Source organism: Alphaproteobacteria bacterium (assembly GCA_033762625.1).
GTDB lineage: Bacteria > Pseudomonadota > Alphaproteobacteria > UBA9219 > RGZA01 > RGZA01.
Genome location: JANRLI010000002.1, coordinates 21,664 through 40,851, shown reverse-complemented (window position 1 = coordinate 40,851; position 19,188 = coordinate 21,664). Strand labels below are relative to the sequence as shown.

The following is a 19,188-nucleotide window of genomic DNA, read 5'->3' as shown; positions in this document are numbered from 1 at the left end:
AAATACATACTAATTCAACGCCGCTTTCATTTCCGCAAGGGGCAACGAAGGGGTGCCGCCGCGTTCTTCATGTCCTGCAAATGCGATGGTCAGCGTGTGGATCTGTACATCATCCAGCAAATGCGGGAAATGCTTTGGCATCACCAATTCGGGATGTGCCGCAACGATGGTGTGCAACAGCACCAGATTGTGTTGATCCGCCAATTTGCCAAGGAACATATGGAAGTTCTCGATCAAATTGGTCAGTGCCACGATGCCTTCGCCATATTCTTCGGCGTTGTATTTGCAATCCACCAATACTTGTTCCAACGCTTTACGGCGTTCTTCAGGGCCGCTGGCTTCACCGTCCTTGAACGGGTCGCAATAGCCGCGCAATTCATGCTCCATCACATCGGCAACCGCTTGCGCGTATTCCTTGGCGCAGAACACCGCGCCGGAAGGATTGATGGTGTTCAATTGGCGGATGACGCGCGCGCGGCTACGTTCATCGGTCAATTTGGCTTTTCGTACGGCTTCTAATATCTTTGCAATATGGTGACGCATTATAAATTTCCCTAGAATATGGTTTGATTATAAAGCGTTTTAAGGGTTAAAATAGTTTCATCAAAAGTGTCACGAACCACCATAAAATATGGGGAAACATGCGCATATTGGGCCTTACCGGTTCAATCGGAATGGGGAAAAGCACCGCATCGCAGATGTTAAGGCGGTTGCGCTTTCCCGTATTGTCATCCGATGATGTGGTCCATGCGTTGCTGGGCCCGGACGGAAAGGCCGTTACAGATGTCGCCAAACTTCACGGCGCATCCTATGACAAAAAAACAAATTCGATTGACCGCGCAAAACTTGGCGCAGCAGTGTTTGATGATCCGGCGCTTTTAAAAAAGCTTGAAGGCATTTTGCATCCGCTGGTTCAAGCAGAGCAAAACGCATTTTTAAAACGCTGCCGCGCCATGCGCAAAAAAATCGCGGTGCTGGATATTCCGCTGCTGTATGAAACCGGTGCAGAGCGGCGCGTTGACAAGGTGATGGTGGTTTCCGCGCCTGCCTTTATTCAACGCCAGCGCGTGATGGCGCGCAAAGGCATGAATGCGCAGAAATTAAAGGCCATTTTATCGCGTCAAATCCCCGATGCCAAAAAGCGTCACCGCGCGGATAGTGTTATTCCAACCGGTATTGGCAAGGCGGTAACCTTTGCGCGGTTAAAGGCATTTATTCGCATCATTAAGGCGGGTTGACCTCCTTTATTCAATGTGGTGATTTCATGGCTCATTTGAAAAGGTCACCCATGAAATATTTTGCCCGTATTCTTGCCTCCCTGTTGCTGCTGGGTGCAGCGCCTGCCGTGGCAGGTGAATCTGTCAAAAGTCCTAATGTGGAGCAGGGGCTTTTGGAAATTGAACAAAAGGGCCGCTACCAATCCGATAGCGCGCTGCCCAAAGATCATCTCAAAGAATTCGAATACAATATCATCTATGGCGTTACCAACCACTGGAAGACCAAGCTGGAACTGGTGACGGATGATGACAAGAAGGGCGATCCCACCTATCGCCGCACGCGCTTTGAAAATGTGCTGCAACTGACCAAGGCCAAAAACGGCTTTTTTGCCGATACCGCGCTTTATAATGATTTCACTATCGCTGACCGTTCCGATAGCAGCCATGATGTAACCTTTGGCGTATTGGCGCGTAAAGACATTGCAGATTTTTCAAACACCGCAAACGTCTATGTGAAAAAAGATTTTGGCGATACTGCGCAGGCGGGCATCAACTTCATCTATCGCTGGCAAACCAAATATAATCTGATGCCGGCATTCCAGCCCGGCTTTGAAATTCTGGGTGATACCAAAAAGCAAAATGCATTCCGCGATGGCACGTTGGGCATAGGCCCTAGCGTTTTCGGCAATCTTGGGTTTGATGAACTCTTTGGCGCAGATAAAGCGCAAAAGCTGGGTTACGAGGTTGTTTATACTTTTGGCGCAACACCTGCAACAGCGGATGCTACGCTGAAATGGAAGCTTAAATACGCGATCCAGTTCTAGGGATTATAACTCGTTCTTCTTGTGCATACTCTGTTTAATGCTGCGCACAATTCGGCTGATGCGGCGCACCTTGCTGCTGGTCAGCCAATGCATGCGCGTGCTGGCTTTGCTGCGATACACCATTTTTGACTTGCGTTTGAATGCGCTACGCAGCGATTTGTTTTCATCCAGCCTGACGCAATAATCCCCGACATACGAAACCGCTGCTGCGGTAATTAATAATCCGCCTGCCTTCACCATCATGGGCGAGCCATACAGCATCCCGCCAGTGACCAGCGCAGCGCCCGCAACCAGCCAGCTGGTGCTGGCAGCAAGCAAGGTGTCGGAGCTGGCATGTTCAATACGCGCATGGGCGCAGAATTTTTGCCATTTTGCCGCCCAGCCCGGTTCGTTTTTGGCATGTATGAATGCGTTACGCATGGTCATTTTTGTCAGATAGGTTGTGTGCGCAAGATTCATCGCATTGCCAAGCGTAAATAAAATACCATATCCGATGCTTGCTGCATTCACCGCGCCCGTAATCACTTTTTCGGAAGCGGTGAACTGTCCATCACCCTTCATGAACGATAATAACTGGTCAAACCCGGTTCCGGTTGCGCCGGCTACAACAAAACAAACCCCCGCCACCGCATAACAATACAGGGTGCGTTTATAACTGTCGGAATGGCCTTCGCCAATTTCAGGCGCTGCGGGCGGAAGGGCTTTTCGCAATGCGACGTCAAACGCGGCTTTGCTAAGAAATGCGGGATACCGCATGTCTTCATCACCGCGGCGGCGCTTTAGATAATCAATCATTTCACGTGCGCGCAAAATACCGTAGGCGTGAATAAGATGCGGCACATTCCCGCCAACAAACAGCGCATTGTTCAAGCTGCCCACCAGGCTTGCAAGTCCTGCAATCACCAGAATGGTGGAATGGTTGGTGGCGCCCACATAGGTCAGCAATACATCGCAGCCCGCATAGGCGGCCGCCTGTCCTTTTTTGGGCGTGAGGATTTCCATCAGCGCATCGTTGAATTGATGCCGCAGATTTTTTGCCATATCGGCGGTGTTGGCGAAATGGAACTGGCCTTGCTCCGGGATGCGGTCAAGTTTGGGGTCGCTGGCAGGCGGAACAACCGGTTCGTCGTCAGGTTCGGCAGTCATTTAAATACGCGGCATTCAAATCAATAAAATAAACACGCAAAATATCACCGCGTGGTTCTAGCACGCGCGTGTCGAAAGTAAAAAACAGCAAAATAATCTAATGAATACAGGTGCTTTTTAAGCAGTGCCGGCGGTTTTTGCTTCATGCTGCAATTGCTGGTTATACAGCGCATTGAAATCAATTGGCTGCAACAGCAAAGGCGGGAAGCCGCCATCCCGTGTTGCATTGGCAATGATATTGCGTGCAAACGGGAATAACTGGCGGGCAACTTCCACCAGCAACAAATATTTAAGCGCATGATCTTCAAGCCCTGGTGGGGTGGAGATGATGCCGGCATAGGCAAGCTCGATTAAAAAGGCGTGCTTGTTTTCAACCGTTGCGCTTGCGCGTGTTTTAAGCGTCACTTCAAAGACGTTGAGTTCCAACGGGCGCGTTTCTGCCGAAACCTGCACATCAATCTTTGGCGGGTTGGGGCTGATGACATCGCCGGGATGCGCAGGACCTTCAAAGGATAAATCTTTGATGTATTGCGCATTGATGCTGAAGGAAATGGGTGCAGGTTCAGTGATCGCGGCCATGATGGGATTTTTCTTTAAAAAGAGGAAACGGGGTGATGCCTAGGTTTTAAGTGGCTTTAGCTAGGTTGGCAAGGGTTACCTTGCGCCCGAGCGGTTGTGATGCGTCAGCAGGGCAGGTTGCGCTTTAGCGCACAGGCATCGCTATCAAAAAATGGCACAGAGCGAATGGCGAAATTAAAGCCCTTCACGATGGTATATGCCCTTTTCATCAAGGCGTACAATTTGCGCATTTTCAGTGTCTTTACCGGAAAGGGTAAAAATGAAATACCAGTGGCTGACCACCAAGGTGGTGTGCGCATCAACCGCGCCCGTATAAAGCTTGGCAAACGCATTTACGCGCCGCGCAATATCGTCATCGCTTTCGTCGCTTGCGGGCCACCACTCATCCCTGCCCCCGCTATTGTTATCCGAGTGGGCATTTTCAACGCGCGTAAAGTCAACCGATGGCCATTTTTTTCTTAATTGCGAAAGCGGTGTCCCGATATCGCAGGTGAATAAGCGCCGTTCCCCCGCCAAAGGCTCTGCCATCATCTCCTTGATACCTAAATGCTTGGCGATAATATCAGCCGTTTGCAATGCCCGCGTGTAGGGACTGCAAATGATTTTGGTGATAGGCCTGCTCTTTAGATGTTTGGCTGCGCCAAGCGCTTGATCCGCGCCGCGCTTGGTAATGGGCGCATCGCGAATACCCGGATCTTGCAAGGTAGCGGAATAGACAACATTAAATTCGGACTGGCCGTGACGAACAAAATACATGAACTGGTCATAACAACATTCGAATAAAAAAGGGAGCGAAAATTCGCCCCCTTTTAAAATCAATTATACACTGGAACTATTATTGAGTTACAGGTGCGCCGGCTTCTGGTGCAGCCACATCAGCTTCGGATGCTGCTGGCGCTGCTTGGGAAGCAGATGTTTTTTTGGTGTGCTTCTTGCTGGCACGGTGATGCTTCTTTACGGCATGGTGGTGCTTCTTGGCGCTTACGTGGTGAATACCGGCGTTTGCTCCAGTTGGCGCTGTGCCTGGCGCAGCTGGCGCGGCAAATCCAGCAACAGGTGCGAGCAATGCGACAGCGAGCAAAGCGGTGGTTAACGTACGTGCAATTTTCATGTAAATGTCTCCTTAAGGGTTTCTCATCGTTGGGGTATTTTTTTAAGATCAGTCGTGAAGCTTATGGTTCCTCAAGGCTGGGTCAATATTAAAGTAATCAGAAAATGTGGCTGAACTGTGATATCTGTGGGTGATTTGCATTTCACCTTTGCATACTTGCGCGAGCGTGCTGCCCCCGCTATTTTAAAACCTCATCTTTATTAAAGGTTGTTCCTTGGAAACCCTGATTTACGCAGTCATCGCAGGCATTTTGATTTACCGGCTCTACACCATTCTTGGTCAGCGCGACGGGAATGAAAGCAACCGCCCGTCATGGCGCGCGGGTAATCCCTTTGCGCAAAAACCCACCCCTCCGTCTGGCGAGAAACCAGCCCAACCGCAAGCCAGCAAGGATGATTTGCTGGCCTTGCCGCTGGCGACGCAAAAAGTTATTGGTCTGCAACCACCCGTTCCCGGCCAGCCCTTTGCCGCAGAGCCCGCGCAGGAATCTTTGGCCGGCGCACTTTTTTCTATTCAGCGCGCCGATCCCAGCTTTGATGAGCGCAGCTTTTTAAAAGGTGCGCGGCTTGCCTTTGAAATTATCGTGCGCGCCTTTGCGGCCGGTGAACGCGGGACCTTGAAGAACCTGCTCACGCCCAAACTGTATGTAGCGTTTGAAAACGCGATTTCAGCGCGCGAATTGCAGGGCGAGCGCTGGGAAATGAAAACCGTCATCATCCGCGATATGGATTTGATTGGCGCCGCGATGGATGGAAGCTATGCGCTCATTACCGTGCAATGCGTCAGCGACCAATCAAAAATGGTCTATGACAAGAACGGGACGCTGCTCAAGGATCCGGGGCGCGAACTTGAACGCCTGACCGATATCTGGACATTCAAACGCGATACCAAATCCACCAATCCCAACTGGCAACTTGCTGAAACCAAATCAGAATAGGAGCTGTTCATGACAACCCCTTCCCTTTCACCTGAATTGTTCTGGCTTACCCTAACGGCACTGATGACCGCGGCGATGTGGGTTCCCTATATTGCGCGGCTTATCATCCAGCTTGGTCCGGTTCAGGCATTCACGGACCGGTTTGGCGATACCGTATTAAGCGCACATTGGGCGCAGCGCGCGAAACGCGCACATTACAACGCGGTTGAAAATCTGGTGGTATTTGCAACGCTGGTGCTGATTGTGAATTTTTCCGGCTTTGGCAATTCAACCTCTGCACTTGCCTGCCAAATCTATTTCTATGCGCGCGCGGCGCATTACGTGCTTTATACCCTTGGCGTTCCTTTTCTTCGCACGCTTTCCTTCATCGTCGGTGTGGCATGCCAGTTCACGCTTGGCGGAATTCTGCTCGGCTACATCCACTAGAACGTGGCGACAGATTTCAGGAAATTTCTAAAAAAAGTTTCTTGGAATGATGTTCCGCATGTGCCCGAGGCGGGGTTGATCCCGTACCGCGTTGTTGATGAACATGGCGCAACAAAAGGCCTGTTTACCGGATATTTTGAACCCTTGCTGCGCGGCAGCCGCACCAAAAAACACCCCTATATCCACGCGGTGTACAGAGCACCATCTGTCACGCCCAAGGTAACACGACGTGATGTTGCCAATGGCGCCCTCGATGGACAAAACCTTGAACTGTTGTACACGGATGATGCGGTGGATTTATTTTTTGCGCATGTGCAAGGCAGCGCTGCTGTGCTGCTGCATGATGAGGACTGCGACCGCAGTCCCGCGAGCTTATGCGAGCGAAGCCTTGCGGCGTCTGAGCATATAGTTCGCATAGGGTTTGCCGCCAAATCGGGCCACCCCTATACCGCGATTGGCAAGACGTTGAAGGATATGGGCGCCTTTCAAACATCATCTGGGCCATTGCCCATCACCATGCAATCGATCAAGGCTTGGCTGCGCGCCAACCCCGAACAACAAGTGGACGTGTTTTGTTCCAATGCGTCCTTCATCTTCTTTAAGATGATTGATGGAGCTGGCCCGATTGGCGCAAGCGGCGAAGTGTTAACACCCGAAGCCAGCCTTGCGATTGATGACAGCACCTGGCCCTATGGGCTTGATGTCATTGTGGCTACCACTCATCCAATTGAACAAAACAAGCCTTTTATTCGCAAATTACGCACAGCCGATAAGGGTTCGGCCATTCGTGGCACCATTCGCGGAGATATTTATTTTGGCTCTGGCGATGCCGCTGGAGCGCTCGCTGGCGCGATGAATGCGCAAGGCGAAATGTGGGTATTGTTACCTGATTAAGACTTAATCAGGTAACCAAAGACCGCGCCAGAAGATAATCCTGCGGTCTCGCCCGCTAATGCGGGCGGACAACACTGTGCACCATCTTAACCCCTTTATTATTAACATATTTTTTGGGCTAAAACGGAATGTTCCGCTTGACCGCTAAGCGATACGCCGCCAAATTCAGTTTCTATTTTTTATTCAGAAAATCCGCTTCAAACACGTTACTCTAAGGCCCCCACTCACGAGGAAATCATGCCCATCCTGCCAAAAAAATTATTACTCAAATCCGTTTCTATTTTAGCGCTTTCATTTTTCACCCCCTTTATTTTTAGTGCGCCTGTTCTCGCACAAAATTATTCGGCATCGAATATCGACCCTTATGGCTATGGCACTGTTCCATTGCCACCGCCACAACCCCAATCCATGATGATGCCATCGTTTCAAGCGCAACAAGGTTATGCGCCGCTCAATCAATATTCGGGCCAATATGGTTCACAATATGGTTCACAAGGCGCCGTTAGCTATGGCCAAGCAACGCCGCATCCAGTAACAACCGCGCAATACGGTGTTGTTCCAACCTATCTTCCTGCAACACGCATCTCATCCTATGGCACAACTACGCCGCAAGCATCCAGCGTGGGCTATGTTGTAAATGGCGGCCAAGCAGGCGCGCAGCCACAACCCTATGGTGCCGCACCAAACGCACAACAAACCCCATATTCACAATCTATGACCGCACCTGCAGGTTCGGGCTATGTGCAAACCCAAGCTTACGCGTACGGTGGTCAAGCGCCAACAGCAAGCGCACCGAATTATTCTGCGGGCTATCAAGCACCATCGGTTAGCGTGCAACCTCCAAGCTACCAGCCGCCATCCATGACCACGCCGGCTGTAACCGCACAAGTTCCAGTTACAACTTATCCAAGCCCGACCTATTCAGCGCCAGCCGGCAGCATCACGGCGTCGCCGACCTATGACGGCACTTCGTCCACCCAGTCATCCTATCAGGTGGCATCGAACGCGCCTGTGTCCGCGCCATCCTACACTGCGCCAAATTACGGCTATCAATCGCCAGCGGATGCACAGCCGCAATATGCGCAAGTACCCGTTGGACAAGACGCTGCGCAGCAGTCACAGGCGCAAGCCTATACCTATGCCTCGCAGCAACCCGCACAAGGTTATGCACCGCAAGGCTATACAACCCAGACGCAAATCTATTCGCCGTCCACAGCATTTGCTGTTCAGCAAGACAGCTATCCGCAACCAACAGCATCGGCTGCGTCAACGCGGTCCGGCGATGCATCCATGGCGTTTGATCCAACCACCAGCAGCCCATGGTATCTCGCCATTCGCTCTGGCCTTACCATTCCGCAAGGCACCAGTTTCAATTTCGGTGGAAGCAAAGTGGAACAGGAATTTGAAACCGGTTGGCAGCTTGGCACCGCCGCAGGTTACGAGTTCAAATCATTCAATAGCTGGCTTGCGCCGCGCGCTGAAATCGAGCTGACCTATGATCAGGCCTTGGTTGACAGCCATAAAATTGGTGCAACCAAATTCACCGACCCTGCTGCATATGGGTTTGTGCGCAGCCTTGATTTAATGGCCAATGGTTATCTTGATTTCCGCGCTAACCGCTATCTCTCGCCCTACCTTGGCGGCGGTATCGGTTTGGGCTACAGCGATTTTGATCGCCTTGGTACCGGCCCAACCGGCGTGGTGATGGATGATAATGATGTCGGCTTTGTATGGCAGATGATGGCAGGGCTCGGTATCAACCTTTCCAACAGCTCAATGGTTGATTTCGGTTACCGTTATCAGCAGAACACCGGTTTGACCCTGAAAGCAGGCGATGGAACCTCTACAACAACCGATTTAAGCAAGCACGTCATCATGATTGGCTTCCGCAATAATCTTTAATCGCGGATGCAGGTGAACTAATCTAAGCCCCGGTAGCAATACCGGGGTTTTTTATTAGGGCAGGGCCGGTTGCACCAACTTCGTCCGAGCGGTTGCGCCGCTTGTTTTAACAAGAAGGCGCAGAGCGAATGACGAATAAGAGCGCAGAGGGTTCGCCCAAAACATGTGAAACTTATGAAAAAGAAATCGTATTTAACGGATGAAGACCGCGCGTTGTGGAAGCATGCGACGTCAGTGATCGAGCCGCACAAGAAAACCGAAAAGCATCAGAAAAAACGCCAACACAAAGCGGACGCAGAGCCGGAATTGCCACCTTCCACCAAATCATCACACGAAGCGTTCAAGAAAAAGTGGCACGCGATAGCCCATACGCCCATTGCAAAACCCGCAGTTAAAAAAGCACCACACGAATTACCCGCTATTGCGGCCGATGTATTTTCAAACATCAAACACAAGAAACGCACCATCGATGCACGGCTGGACCTGCACGGACTAACGCAGGATACGGCATATCGCAAAGCCATCGCCTTCATCGCGCAAAGTGTTGCGCGCGGTTTAAAAACTGTTCTGATTATTACGGGAAAAGGCAGTGCTTCGAATAGCGAAGGTGTATTGCAGAAGAACTTATCACGATGGCTTGCTGCACATGCGGCAAGCGCACAGCATATTTCAGGCATAGCGCCCGCGCCGCGCGAATTAGGCGGTGCGGGTGCGTTTATTATCACCCTAAAGAAGCGTTAGTTGATATCGTCAAAGGTGCGGTACCGCGGTGTTGGCTTTGGCGGTAATCGGGATGGACGGCGCGGCCCAAGATTTGGCGAAGCGGCATTATTCATATGCGGCTCGAAGGCTTCGCCATCCGTAGCATCGGGTGTACGGGATTGGGTTAGTTCCACCATTTCATCGGCGATGCGCGCGGCGACATCTGCGGGAACGTCTTGAATAACAACGGGTTTTCTTGCCATTTATGCCTCTTTTTAAATATGTCCCGCTCCTTATAAGTGCCCAAGCCATTAATGAATAGAGGGCTTATTACTTTCATTTTTTCCCTTTCTGCTTGGGTTAAACACTTCTCCCTTTTTAGTTTCGTGCCTTACGGTTACGCTTTTCATACCGTCCTAAACCCAATTCGCTATTGAGTAATAAAGGGGAGCTTGTAATGCCGCATCGTACGAAGATTAATGGCGCAGCTGTTTCAACAGACGGCATCATGCTTATCCGGCCTTACAACGAATTTTCATTTTTCGACACCAGTAAAATTCCATATACCGCACAAGCGATTGTGCATGTCCGTGATGTCGGGCAAATCCCCGCCAGACGCAGCGTAAAAGAATTAGCCGCCGCGCTCGAATTTGTAACCTTTACGGCGCGTGAAGGCATGGTGGCGGTGAACCCTGCTTATGCGCATTACACCATCACGGCAGTTGAAGCTGAAGAACGGTCGCATCCAGAGCAACAAACCAAAATCGCATGGAAGATAAATGGCCGGGAGCGTTTTGTGCTTGTAAACCAACCGGTTGCCGAAGTTTTGGCGGCCTTGCCCAAAGCGGCTAATCACCAATTCAAATCAACGGTTATTGTGGCGGGCCGCCCGCATCTGGTGCGCGATATTAAACCCACAGAACCCGGCACAGACGTAGCTTAATCTCATCCATAAAATTCAAACTAAATCCGCACCATCATTAACGTCGCTGTAATCATAATTTTCTATGATGCACCCATATTCCATTTTATTTATCGGGTGCTTTCATGGCTGTAGATGCTTTTATAACGAATTTTAGCGGTATGACCGAACGGGTTGCTGCAAAACCAGCTAAAGTTGAGCCAATGATCCAGACTGCCGAACTTGATTTCAAGAATGGTTGGGCATCTGATTTGGCGACACGTCAATTATTCAATGTGAATGGTTATGCAACCCTTGGCGGTAAAACCGTTACCCATGGCGCCGCCGGATTTGATACGCGCACAGGCGCATATGGCATTAGGCCGATTTACATGCCGGGCACACGCTAAGAAATCAATCAGTTGTTTTTCGCGGCCTATTCCTTAGGTGGAATTGAAAGGCGTTTCAGCACGTCTTCCAACTGGTCCAGCGTCTGATATTCAATCAGCAATTTGCCGCCATCCCCCTTTTGGGTGAGCGCGACTTTAAGCCCGAGCCATGAGGATACTTCACGCTCCAGTGCTTTAATATCGGCGCTGTCATTGCTGGTAATGGTGCGCGCGGCTTGGCCACGTTGTACCGCGCTGCCTTTGCGTGCCGTTTTCGGCAGTTGCAGTTGCGGTTTACGCTTGCCGCCCTCGCCCGCCGCTATGCCTTTTTCATCATGGCTGGTCTTGGCAAGGTTTTCGGTCTGGCGCACCGATAATCCGCTTTGCACCACTTCATTGGCTAGTGCCAGCGGGTTTTTCGCCGAAAGCAATGCGCGCGCATGGCTTGCGGTCAGTGTTTTATGATCGCGCATCAATTGCTTTACTGCATCAGGCAATTGCAGCAAGCGAAGCGTGTTGGCGATATAGGTACGTGATTTACCCAGCGCCGTACCAATCTCTTCCTGGCTGTGGCCGAATTCGGATGTCAACCGCTGGAAGGTTTCTGCTTCTTCCATCGGCGTTAAATCATCGCGCTGCATGTTTTCAATCAGCGCGAATTCCAGCGCATCGCGGTCTTTGATGTCGCGGATAATTACCGGCACTTCATGCAATTGCGCTTGCTGCGATGCGCGCCAGCGGCGTTCACCGGCCACGATTTCATAGGCATTCGATTTATCAGGATGCGGGCGCACCAAAATGGGTTGCAAAATGCCCTTTTCCTTGATGCTCGCGGTTAAATCATCCAGTGCAGCCTTGTCAAAAATCTTACGCGGCTGTTTGGCGTTGGGGTAAATCTGGGTAACGGGCAATGTACGCGGATTGCCGGTTTGGTCAGGTGCGGTTGGATCTTCATCGGCAAAAATCGCTGATAGACCCTTGCCTAAACGCGCTGGCTTGGCGGGATTGTTCTGTTGGGAAATGGGGGCGTTCATCGTGTTGTTTCCTTGGGGGTTCCGCAATGGATTTGTCATGGTCTATCTTTTTAAAAAAAGCTCGTTAAAAAACTTAGGCGACGCGTTGTTCGTGACTTGATTTCTTTTGTGCCAGCATGGCGCGGTCGCGCAGCAACACTTCACGCGCAAGGTGCATATAGGCTTGGCTGCCGGGGCATTTCAAATCATACACCAGAACCGGTTTGCCGTGCGAAGGCGCTTCGGATACACGCACATTGCGCGGAATAACCGTTTCAAAAACCTTCTCGCCGAAAAATTCGCGCACATCATGTTCAACCGTGGCCGAAAGCCCGTTGCGCTTGTCATACATGGTCAGTACCACGCCTTCGATTTCCAGATCAGGATTAAATGCCTGCTTTACGCGTTCAATGGTGCGCACCAATTGCGATACACCTTCCAATGCATAAAACTCGCATTGCAAAGGCACCAGCACGTCATCGGCTGCAACGAGTGCGTTAAGCGTGAGCATGTTAAGTGACGGCGGGCAATCAATCAGTACAAAATCATAGGTATCACGCGCTTCTTCCAACCCGTTGCGCAATCGGTATTCACGCTGTTCAGCAGAAACCAATTCGATTTCCGCGCCAGCAAGCGCGGTGGAGGATGTAACGATAGATAAATTCGGAATGATGGTTGCTTGTGCAACTTCACTCACCCGCGCTTCGGCAGCGAGCAATTCATACGTACCCATGCCGCGCTTGGAGCGCATAATGCCAAAACCGGTTGATGCGTTGCCTTGGGGGTCGGCATCCACGACCAGTACTTTTTTGCCAACCGCAGCAAGGGCCGTTGCAAGATTGACCGCGGTTGTGGTTTTACCAACGCCGCCTTTTTGATTTGCTAATGCGATAATGCGACAGTTCGGAAAAGTCTCAACCAAAGCGCGCCCCCTTTATGCTGCCTAAAAACGCAGCATAATCTGCGCTAAGGCGATATTCGTTTCAATTCCGTAAGCCTGATTATATAGGCTTCATTGTCGGTCACGCTTTCCATTTTGCGCACCGCCATTGTCCAATCTTTTTGCGCTTTTACGAGTTCAGCGTCAAGGTTTTTCCCCTTTAAAAACAAGCAATGTGTGGATGGTTTACGGATATGTTCCGACATTTCCAGCAGCTCGGAAAGATCAGCCAAAGCCCTGCTGGTAATCACATCAAATTTAAGGGTCACGTCCTTGATATCGAGGTTCAGCAAGTTAATCTTGGTTTTGGTTTCAGCGGCGATGGTACGAAGAAACGCGGCTTTCCTTACATCCCTTTCAATCAGGGTCACGTTGGGTGCTCCCATAATCGCCAGCACCATACCGGGAAAGCCGGCGCCGCTGCCCATATCGGCAAGGGTTGTGTTTTGATCACCTGAATGGCGGTAAACAGGGTAAAGCTGAGCGCTATCCATGAAATGGCGCTGCCATGCTTCATCAAGGGTGCTTGCTGAAACCAAATTAATCTTCGGGTTCCATTCCAATAATTTCGCATGATAATGGCGCAGCTTCCCCATGACCTCTGCGGATACTTCGGTCGCTGTTAAGAAATCATCTTCGGTGAAAAAGCCAGCCATTTCGTGACGTTAATTTAAAACTGTTAAAACCGATTTAGGGGAATTGGTTAAGCGTTACCAATGAAGTAACTGGGCGCTAAAAAATTAAGAAAATCAACGAGATTTTTTCTTTTTGTTTCTTCGCCGGAATGCTAAGAGGGGGCAGATTTTTTATTTATTTTCCAGCGCGAGGCCTTCTTTATGACGACCCCAGCAACCGAGCTCAAGCATGTTCCAATTCATTGGGGTGCATCAACCGCGCAGGAACGCGGCCCGCTGATTATCCGCGATGGCAATGGCTATGCGCGCAATGTGATTGGAAATTTCCCGGGCCCTTACGGTATTTTTTACGAGATTGCGCGCGCCAAAGGCGAGATTACCGATTTGCATGATCCAACGCCTGCCCTATTGCGCTCCACCTTTGTGCCATTACCGCGCCCGTTAAGTGAAGCTGCGCAGGCCGCCAAGGAAGGCGCTGGCACCTTTGATCCAACCAAGCTTGCGACGCTTGATCCATTCGGTTTCCGCCCGCATGAATACTTTGGCGATCTGATGAATGACGGCGCGCAAATCAAACCAATGATTTCCGCAACGCCGGATGAAGCCCATATTGAAGGCATCGAACGCGAAGTAAAAGCCGGAACCATGCAGCCCGACGGTGTTGTCGTGCGCCAAGACCAGAACGGCGATGTCTATGTGCAAACCACGCAGGTTTCAACGAATGCCGTATGGCATTTGCCCAGCGTTGCCAAGTTGTTCGAGATGAGCGAAGACACGCTGCGCGAAGCATTATTCAAAGGCACCAATAATCCTGATTTCATCAACCGCCGGGATTTGGAAGTTTATTTGCCAACCTATGAAGGCATCAATTTTCAGGTGATCGGTGATATCCGCCGCTTGTCCAATCCGGAAACCGTGATTGGTCTGCGCATCCATGATGCATGCGACAATTCCGATATCCATGACTCGTCACGCTGCACCTGCAAGGCCTATATGGATTTTGCAAAAGAAGAAGGCGTGCGTTTGGCGCGTGCGGGCGGCGTGTTCATTTTGGCGCAGCGCCGCTTTGAAGGCCGCGCGCTTGGCGCCGTTGTTAAAAAAGGCGTTTATGCGTCGCGTGAGTCCCAGCAATTGCCGGACACGGCCGAATTTTATTTCCAGCACACGCATGATTATGTGGGCGGCGAAGATGTGCGCTTGCATAAAATTCTGGGCGAAACCGCGCAGCTTTTTGGTTTGAAGCACATCCATTTCCTCTATTCCATGAACGGCGCGAAGTTTGCCAATATCGCTGGCAAAGACACCACCGTTGGCGTGCGCGTATCCTTGCCGCCTGACCGCGTGCCGCCCAGAGCCTGGCAGGAAATGGTCGGCAAAGTCACCGATGATAATTACTATGCCGGCGCTTATAACTACGTTCAGGCCGCCAAGGAAGCAGGTTTTGTGCCCGGTGTGACCTTAAGCGATTTATACGCCGGTGTGCCGACATTGAAACCCAATGATGATGACATCAAGCTCAAATATTGCGCGATATCGGGCGTCGATGATGCTGTGCGCATCCGCGATCTCAGCAAACTTGCCAAGCGTTTCCCGTTCATGGAAGTGGGCATTTTATGGTATCCCGAACATGCAGGGGAATCCCGCTATCCAACGCGCGAATGGATCAACCGCTTTGTCAAAGATTATAAGGGCCAGCATGCGGCCATTCATTTATGTGGTTCGGCGCTGGCTGATTTTGCAGCGGGCGATGCCGATACCGTCAAACTGGCAACCCAATTCAAGCGTGTGCAACTTAATCTGCGCTTTGAACATGCGGGTGATCACATCAACCCAAGCGATTTGGTTGAACAGATAAAAAAATATCCCAACACCGAATTTGTTATTCAGTACGGGCAAGACCAGAAGGCATTACTGGCCTTGTTCACGGATGTTGAAAATGTATCGGTATTCCACGATGTCTCGGCTGGTGCTGGCAAGGTTGCGCGTGAATATCTTCCGCCGGTGGAAGGACGCTTTACGGGGTATGCCGGTGGCTTGGGTCCGCATAATTTAGCCGAAGAAATAAAACGTATTCAAAAAATTGCGCCCGGCCACACCACATGGGTTGATGCGGAAACCAATTTGCGCAGCGAAAACGACGTGTTTGATATTTCAAAAGCATCGCAGTTTTTGGCGGTTGCCGAAACCTTTGTAGCGATTGAAAACCGGATATCGCCGGAACACCGCGCAGCGCAGCCAAGGGTTACACGAAATCCGTAGAGGTTAATAAAACCCCTATGGAAAAGATGCGCGACGCGGAGATTTTTTGCTTTTCGTTCCCATATTGGAATGATAGATATGTGCTTGCTAACACTAACTAATTGCCTGAACGTATTATGAAAAGCTCCAACGCTGCCTTGGCTGAGCGTGCGCACGAACCCGTGCCTATCAAACACGTCATCATTGTCAAAACCACCACGCCATTCAAACCCGTCACCTATGAAGCGATTGCGCGTTATTGGAATGTACCGCTGCATTTCATCGCCCTTACTGATGTGATGGATGGGTTTGTGGTCGCCGATGAAGATACCGGCGATAGGGTTGAAAACGCCGAACAGAAAATGGTCGATCATGAAAAGGTCGTCGCTGCGCTAAACGATCCAAAATCCGCGCTGCGCAAAGTGCTGCGTCAACGTCTCGCCGCCTTTGGCATCAAGGATAAGAACGTGACTTACCACATGGCGGTGGAGGATGCGACCATCACCGCCGAGCTTGCCGAATGGCAAATTTTGCATGACAGCCTTGCGCCATTCGTGCCGGAAGCGTTGTTGCATGGCATCGCCAATAACGGCACGCAGGCAGGGCCAGCAGCAGAAACCGCTGCGGTACTTGCGAATGTGACGCTTGAAACCTTGATGGATGAATTACGCATCGCCGCCCAGCAGCTTGGCAAAAAAATTCCGCCCAAGATAACTTCGATCATCACCTTCATTTTGAATAGCGCGAAGGATGACCCCTTGGAACCGCGCCGCGTCTTTGAAGGTCAGTCATCCTACCGCGCGCATATGCCGCTGGGTCTTGATGTTGCAATCAAGCGCCCTGATATCCTGATGGATGAAGTGGAAGATTACCTTGCGGATGTGGAGCGCCCCGACCAGCCGCAAAGCGCGAATTACCTGAACTGGATGTTAAATGTCAGCCCGCGCAGCAAAATCGTGCGCGAACTCGCGGCATTTCTGGGCGCGGCAGCGCCCGAAGCCGATGTGCGAATCGTGTGGACGGCTTCGGCGCAAAACACCTTTATCCGCCGCATCGAACCCTTGCAGGATCCGGTGATTTATTCATTTGGTAAAACCGATGAACGTATTGGCCGCTTCAAGATTTTATCAAGCGGTGTCAATAAAACCGATGATACATCCCTGACCATCGAGCCGTTGCTCGAAAACGCCGATGCGTTGATTTTCCAAGGGCTAAAAGGCCTGTCGGTGAAGCAAAAAACCATGCGCCTGCTGCATTTCTTCGCAGCCCTGGTGGACAGGCAAACGCGTTCACGTTCGCGGCATTGCCCGATTATTGTGGTTGATGATGGCACGATGACGAATGTGATTGCGTTCTGCGCGAAGTTGTACCGCAGCGGCTTTGTCAAAAACTTTCTCAATCGTCCCCTCTTCCGCGGCATCGATACGGTGATTTCCGATAAGGATGTCGCACATTTTTCCGACAGCTATGTCGATGTCATTAAATCGAATACAGGCAAGCAGCTCAGCACCCAGCAAATCCGCACCGCCATCAATCAAATTCTTGAATTCCGTTTTTCGTATTACGAACCCTTTGTGTCGGCTGAAATTCAGCCCACCCAAGCGCGCATTGGCGGCGCCGAGATTAATCCCGATGATGTGACGGTCAGCTTTTACACCTCCGCCAGCAACGACAATAAATACATCATGGATGCCAATCAGGCCTATGGCGCATTTCTGGCGGAGAACCAGTTTGCAGCGGCCTATGGCGGCGGCGATTTGCACGCCATGGGCGCATTCGCCAAAGGCTACCGCGATAAAAAAGGCCACCACATTACCTGCGTTTCAACTTTTGATTTGCTACGCAATGAAACATCCAAGGGCCGCGTGCCCGTGGGCATGCATCGCTGGGAAGTGTACCCCGATATCACGCAGCGCCGGAATTCACTTTATCATTTGGCGGATATCGAAGTTGTAGCGTGGGGCGGGTATGGCACGATTGAAGAAGAATTGAATGGCGCGGCATGGCGCGCCATCAAACCCGAAACCGCAATCAATAAATACAAAATTTTTTATGCGCCCGGCATTCACCGCGATGATTACAGCGATAACATCAACATGGATTTGATGCGCGAAGTGTATGGCAGCGCCTTTGTGGATGCCATGCTGGACGATCATAAAGCGCATATCGATAAAGGGGTTGTGCTGGCAACCACCCTTGATGAACTTAAAGCGCTTACCCTAGAATTGAAAGACCGCGTGCTTGATTATCGCGCAGCGCATGGTGTCCGGCCACCGGCCGATGCGCGGCGCATTGCCAAACGCGGGAGGGCGCCTACATGACCCGCACAGAACAAATCAATGAAATTCTAACGCTGCTTGCCGATGCCAAGGAAGAGATCACGCGCCGCCTGGCGCCGCATGCGGAGGCCGTGCCAAACATCAAAATGCCGGATAAGGCCGAAGACCCGCAGCCCGATGAAGCAACGCTAACACTGTATGGCACAACCATGATGGCCTATATCGGTGAAGTGGAAGTTGTGCGCGAAGCGATGGATCCAACGCTCACCGCAATCGCTGGAAAAATTTCTGCACTGGGCGGTAAGGGCTGGGACAAGGATGACGATATCGTGCAGGCATGGATGGCGCTGGCGCATGTGGTGCAAACCCTGCGGCATAATCCGGCCAAAGGCCCGGGCGCGCTTTATGTCAATCCGGATAATCAGATGATTAGCTATGCGGCGGCGAATTTCTGGTTAAAGGAAATGCAGCCCTCGGAAAAATTGCAGCGCAAGCATTTGACCTACACGAAAGGCCGCGCGGCATTCAACATATGCGCCGAGCCCGCAGCAATCGCCAAAGCCGTTGGCCACGCTGAGCTGGCAACACATTTTACTCTGCGCAGCAAAGCCAGCATCAAGAAACGCGCGCATGCGGGCCGCGATGAATTGCGCAATAAGGATTTTATTTCGCCGCATAAGATGGCGCAGCGCCGCATCAGATTCCTTGACCGCGTTTCACGCAAAGCGGCCAACAGCAAATTATTCCATGAAAGCATCCTCATCACCACCGCTGACCCGTGCTATTCCTGCACGCAGGCGGTGATTGATGTGGGCGTTGCGGTGGTGATTAGCGATAAATTGCACCGCCATGAAATGAAGCCGAAGCGCTTGACGGAAATGGAGCAGGCGCATCGCACGCTCCATGCGCATGGCGTCAAGCATCGTCATATCGTTTATCGCCACAATATTTAGGGCATCCCCTGTTTTCTAAGTATCTTAACTAATACTTAACCAAATTTTAGCACTTAGCCCTGTACGGTTTTGTGTATATTTTAAATAGAATAATTCAGTTGG

The 19,188-nt window shown here is 51.1% G+C and carries 21 protein-coding genes; 12 read left to right on the top strand and 9 right to left on the bottom strand.

From position 1 onward, the window contains the following. Positions 1 to 9: 9 nt before the first annotated feature. Positions 10 to 543, bottom strand: a complete 534-nt coding sequence (locus tag SFW65_00360) for a hypothetical protein (protein MDX1921565.1) — start codon at positions 541 to 543, stop codon at positions 10 to 12. Between the two features lie 98 nt (positions 544 to 641). On the opposite strand from SFW65_00360, the gene coaE reads away from it, so the two are divergent. Together coaE and SFW65_00350 are read left to right on the top strand one after the other, a co-directional pair. Next, the gene (gene coaE / locus SFW65_00355) at positions 642 to 1,238 is read left to right on the top strand and encodes a dephospho-CoA kinase (protein MDX1921564.1); all 597 of its coding nucleotides are present in this window, start codon (positions 642 to 644) and stop codon (positions 1,236 to 1,238) included. A gap of 50 nt (positions 1,239 to 1,288) precedes the next feature. Continuing rightward, positions 1,289 to 2,041 (top strand): hypothetical protein, encoded by a 753-nt coding sequence (locus tag SFW65_00350; GenBank protein ID MDX1921563.1) that lies wholly within the window; start codon positions 1,289 to 1,291, stop codon positions 2,039 to 2,041. Positions 2,042 to 2,044: 3 nt separating this feature from the next. Here the strand turns inward: SFW65_00350 and SFW65_00345 are convergent, their stop codons facing one another. The 4 genes from SFW65_00345 to SFW65_00330 form a co-directional block, all read right to left on the bottom strand. Beyond that, positions 2,045 to 3,187, bottom strand: coding sequence for a hypothetical protein (locus tag SFW65_00345; protein ID MDX1921562.1), 1,143 nt, complete (start codon positions 3,185 to 3,187; stop codon positions 2,045 to 2,047). A gap of 117 nt (positions 3,188 to 3,304) precedes the next feature. Further along, on the bottom strand, positions 3,305 to 3,766 hold the full coding sequence (gene secB / locus SFW65_00340; protein ID MDX1921561.1) for a protein-export chaperone SecB: 462 nt from the start codon (positions 3,764 to 3,766) through the stop codon (positions 3,305 to 3,307). A gap of 174 nt (positions 3,767 to 3,940) precedes the next feature. Then, positions 3,941 to 4,522: a histidine phosphatase family protein gene (locus tag SFW65_00335; protein ID MDX1921560.1), complete on the bottom strand. Its 582-nt coding sequence runs from the start codon at positions 4,520 to 4,522 to the stop codon at positions 3,941 to 3,943. A gap of 79 nt (positions 4,523 to 4,601) precedes the next feature. Beyond that, positions 4,602 to 4,877 carry a hypothetical protein gene (locus tag SFW65_00330; GenBank protein MDX1921559.1) on the bottom strand — a complete coding sequence of 92 codons (276 nt, stop codon included), beginning with the start codon at positions 4,875 to 4,877 and terminating at the stop codon, positions 4,602 to 4,604. Between the two features lie 214 nt (positions 4,878 to 5,091). Here SFW65_00330 and SFW65_00325 point away from each other — a divergent pair, with 214 nt between their 5' ends. The 5 genes from SFW65_00325 (at position 5,092) to SFW65_00305 (ending at position 9,777) form a co-directional block, all read left to right on the top strand. Continuing rightward, entirely contained in the window at positions 5,092 to 5,814 is a 723-nt protein-coding gene (locus tag SFW65_00325; GenBank protein ID MDX1921558.1) for a Tim44/TimA family putative adaptor protein, read from the top strand. Positions 5,815 to 5,823: 9 nt separating this feature from the next. Further along, positions 5,824 to 6,240, top strand: a complete 417-nt coding sequence (locus tag SFW65_00320) for an MAPEG family protein (protein ID MDX1921557.1) — start codon at positions 5,824 to 5,826, stop codon at positions 6,238 to 6,240. Positions 6,241 to 6,243: 3 nt separating this feature from the next. After that, a complete protein-coding gene (locus SFW65_00315; protein MDX1921556.1) occupies positions 6,244 to 7,134 on the top strand; it encodes an MltA domain-containing protein in 891 nt (296 codons plus the stop codon). A gap of 237 nt (positions 7,135 to 7,371) precedes the next feature. Further along, complete coding sequence (locus SFW65_00310) at positions 7,372 to 9,036, top strand: outer membrane beta-barrel protein (protein MDX1921555.1); 1,665 nt, start codon at positions 7,372 to 7,374, stop codon at positions 9,034 to 9,036. A gap of 174 nt (positions 9,037 to 9,210) precedes the next feature. Further along, positions 9,211 to 9,777, top strand: coding sequence for a Smr/MutS family protein (locus tag SFW65_00305; protein ID MDX1921554.1), 567 nt, complete (start codon positions 9,211 to 9,213; stop codon positions 9,775 to 9,777). On the opposite strand, the gene SFW65_00300 is transcribed toward SFW65_00305, so the two are convergent. Further along, on the bottom strand, positions 9,774 to 10,001 hold the full coding sequence (locus SFW65_00300; GenBank protein MDX1921553.1) for a hypothetical protein: 228 nt from the start codon (positions 9,999 to 10,001) through the stop codon (positions 9,774 to 9,776). The genes SFW65_00305 and SFW65_00300 overlap by 4 nt on opposite strands. Positions 10,002 to 10,195: 194 nt before the next feature. Here SFW65_00300 and SFW65_00295 point away from each other — a divergent pair, with 194 nt between their 5' ends. Continuing rightward, positions 10,196 to 10,681, top strand: coding sequence for a hypothetical protein (locus tag SFW65_00295; protein ID MDX1921552.1), 486 nt, complete (start codon positions 10,196 to 10,198; stop codon positions 10,679 to 10,681). A gap of 104 nt (positions 10,682 to 10,785) precedes the next feature. Further along, on the top strand, positions 10,786 to 11,049 hold the full coding sequence (locus tag SFW65_00290) for a hypothetical protein (protein MDX1921551.1): 264 nt from the start codon (positions 10,786 to 10,788) through the stop codon (positions 11,047 to 11,049). Positions 11,050 to 11,075: 26 nt separating this feature from the next. On the opposite strand, the gene SFW65_00285 is transcribed toward SFW65_00290, so the two are convergent. From SFW65_00285 to rsmG, 3 genes are all read right to left on the bottom strand, one after another. Then, entirely contained in the window at positions 11,076 to 12,062 is a 987-nt protein-coding gene (locus SFW65_00285; GenBank protein MDX1921550.1) for a ParB/RepB/Spo0J family partition protein, read from the bottom strand. Positions 12,063 to 12,135: 73 nt separating this feature from the next. Next, positions 12,136 to 12,963 carry an AAA family ATPase gene (locus SFW65_00280; protein ID MDX1921549.1) on the bottom strand — a complete coding sequence of 276 codons (828 nt, stop codon included), beginning with the start codon at positions 12,961 to 12,963 and terminating at the stop codon, positions 12,136 to 12,138. Between the two features lie 44 nt (positions 12,964 to 13,007). Further along, entirely contained in the window at positions 13,008 to 13,637 is a 630-nt protein-coding gene (gene rsmG / locus SFW65_00275) for a 16S rRNA (guanine(527)-N(7))-methyltransferase RsmG (protein MDX1921548.1), read from the bottom strand. A 180-nt stretch (positions 13,638 to 13,817) separates the two neighbouring features. Between rsmG and SFW65_00270 the strand changes: the two genes are divergently transcribed. The 3 genes from SFW65_00270 to SFW65_00260 all read left to right on the top strand — a co-directional run bounded on the left by SFW65_00270 (position 13,818) and on the right by SFW65_00260 (position 19,086). Next, positions 13,818 to 15,875 carry a hypothetical protein gene (locus SFW65_00270; protein MDX1921547.1) on the top strand — a complete coding sequence of 686 codons (2,058 nt, stop codon included), beginning with the start codon at positions 13,818 to 13,820 and terminating at the stop codon, positions 15,873 to 15,875. Between the two features lie 116 nt (positions 15,876 to 15,991). Beyond that, on the top strand, positions 15,992 to 18,175 hold the full coding sequence (locus SFW65_00265; GenBank protein ID MDX1921546.1) for a hypothetical protein: 2,184 nt from the start codon (positions 15,992 to 15,994) through the stop codon (positions 18,173 to 18,175). After that, positions 18,172 to 19,086: a hypothetical protein gene (locus tag SFW65_00260; protein MDX1921545.1), complete on the top strand. Its 915-nt coding sequence runs from the start codon at positions 18,172 to 18,174 to the stop codon at positions 19,084 to 19,086. Before SFW65_00265 ends, SFW65_00260 begins: the two co-directional genes overlap by 4 nt. Positions 19,087 to 19,188: the final 102 nt, after the last annotated feature.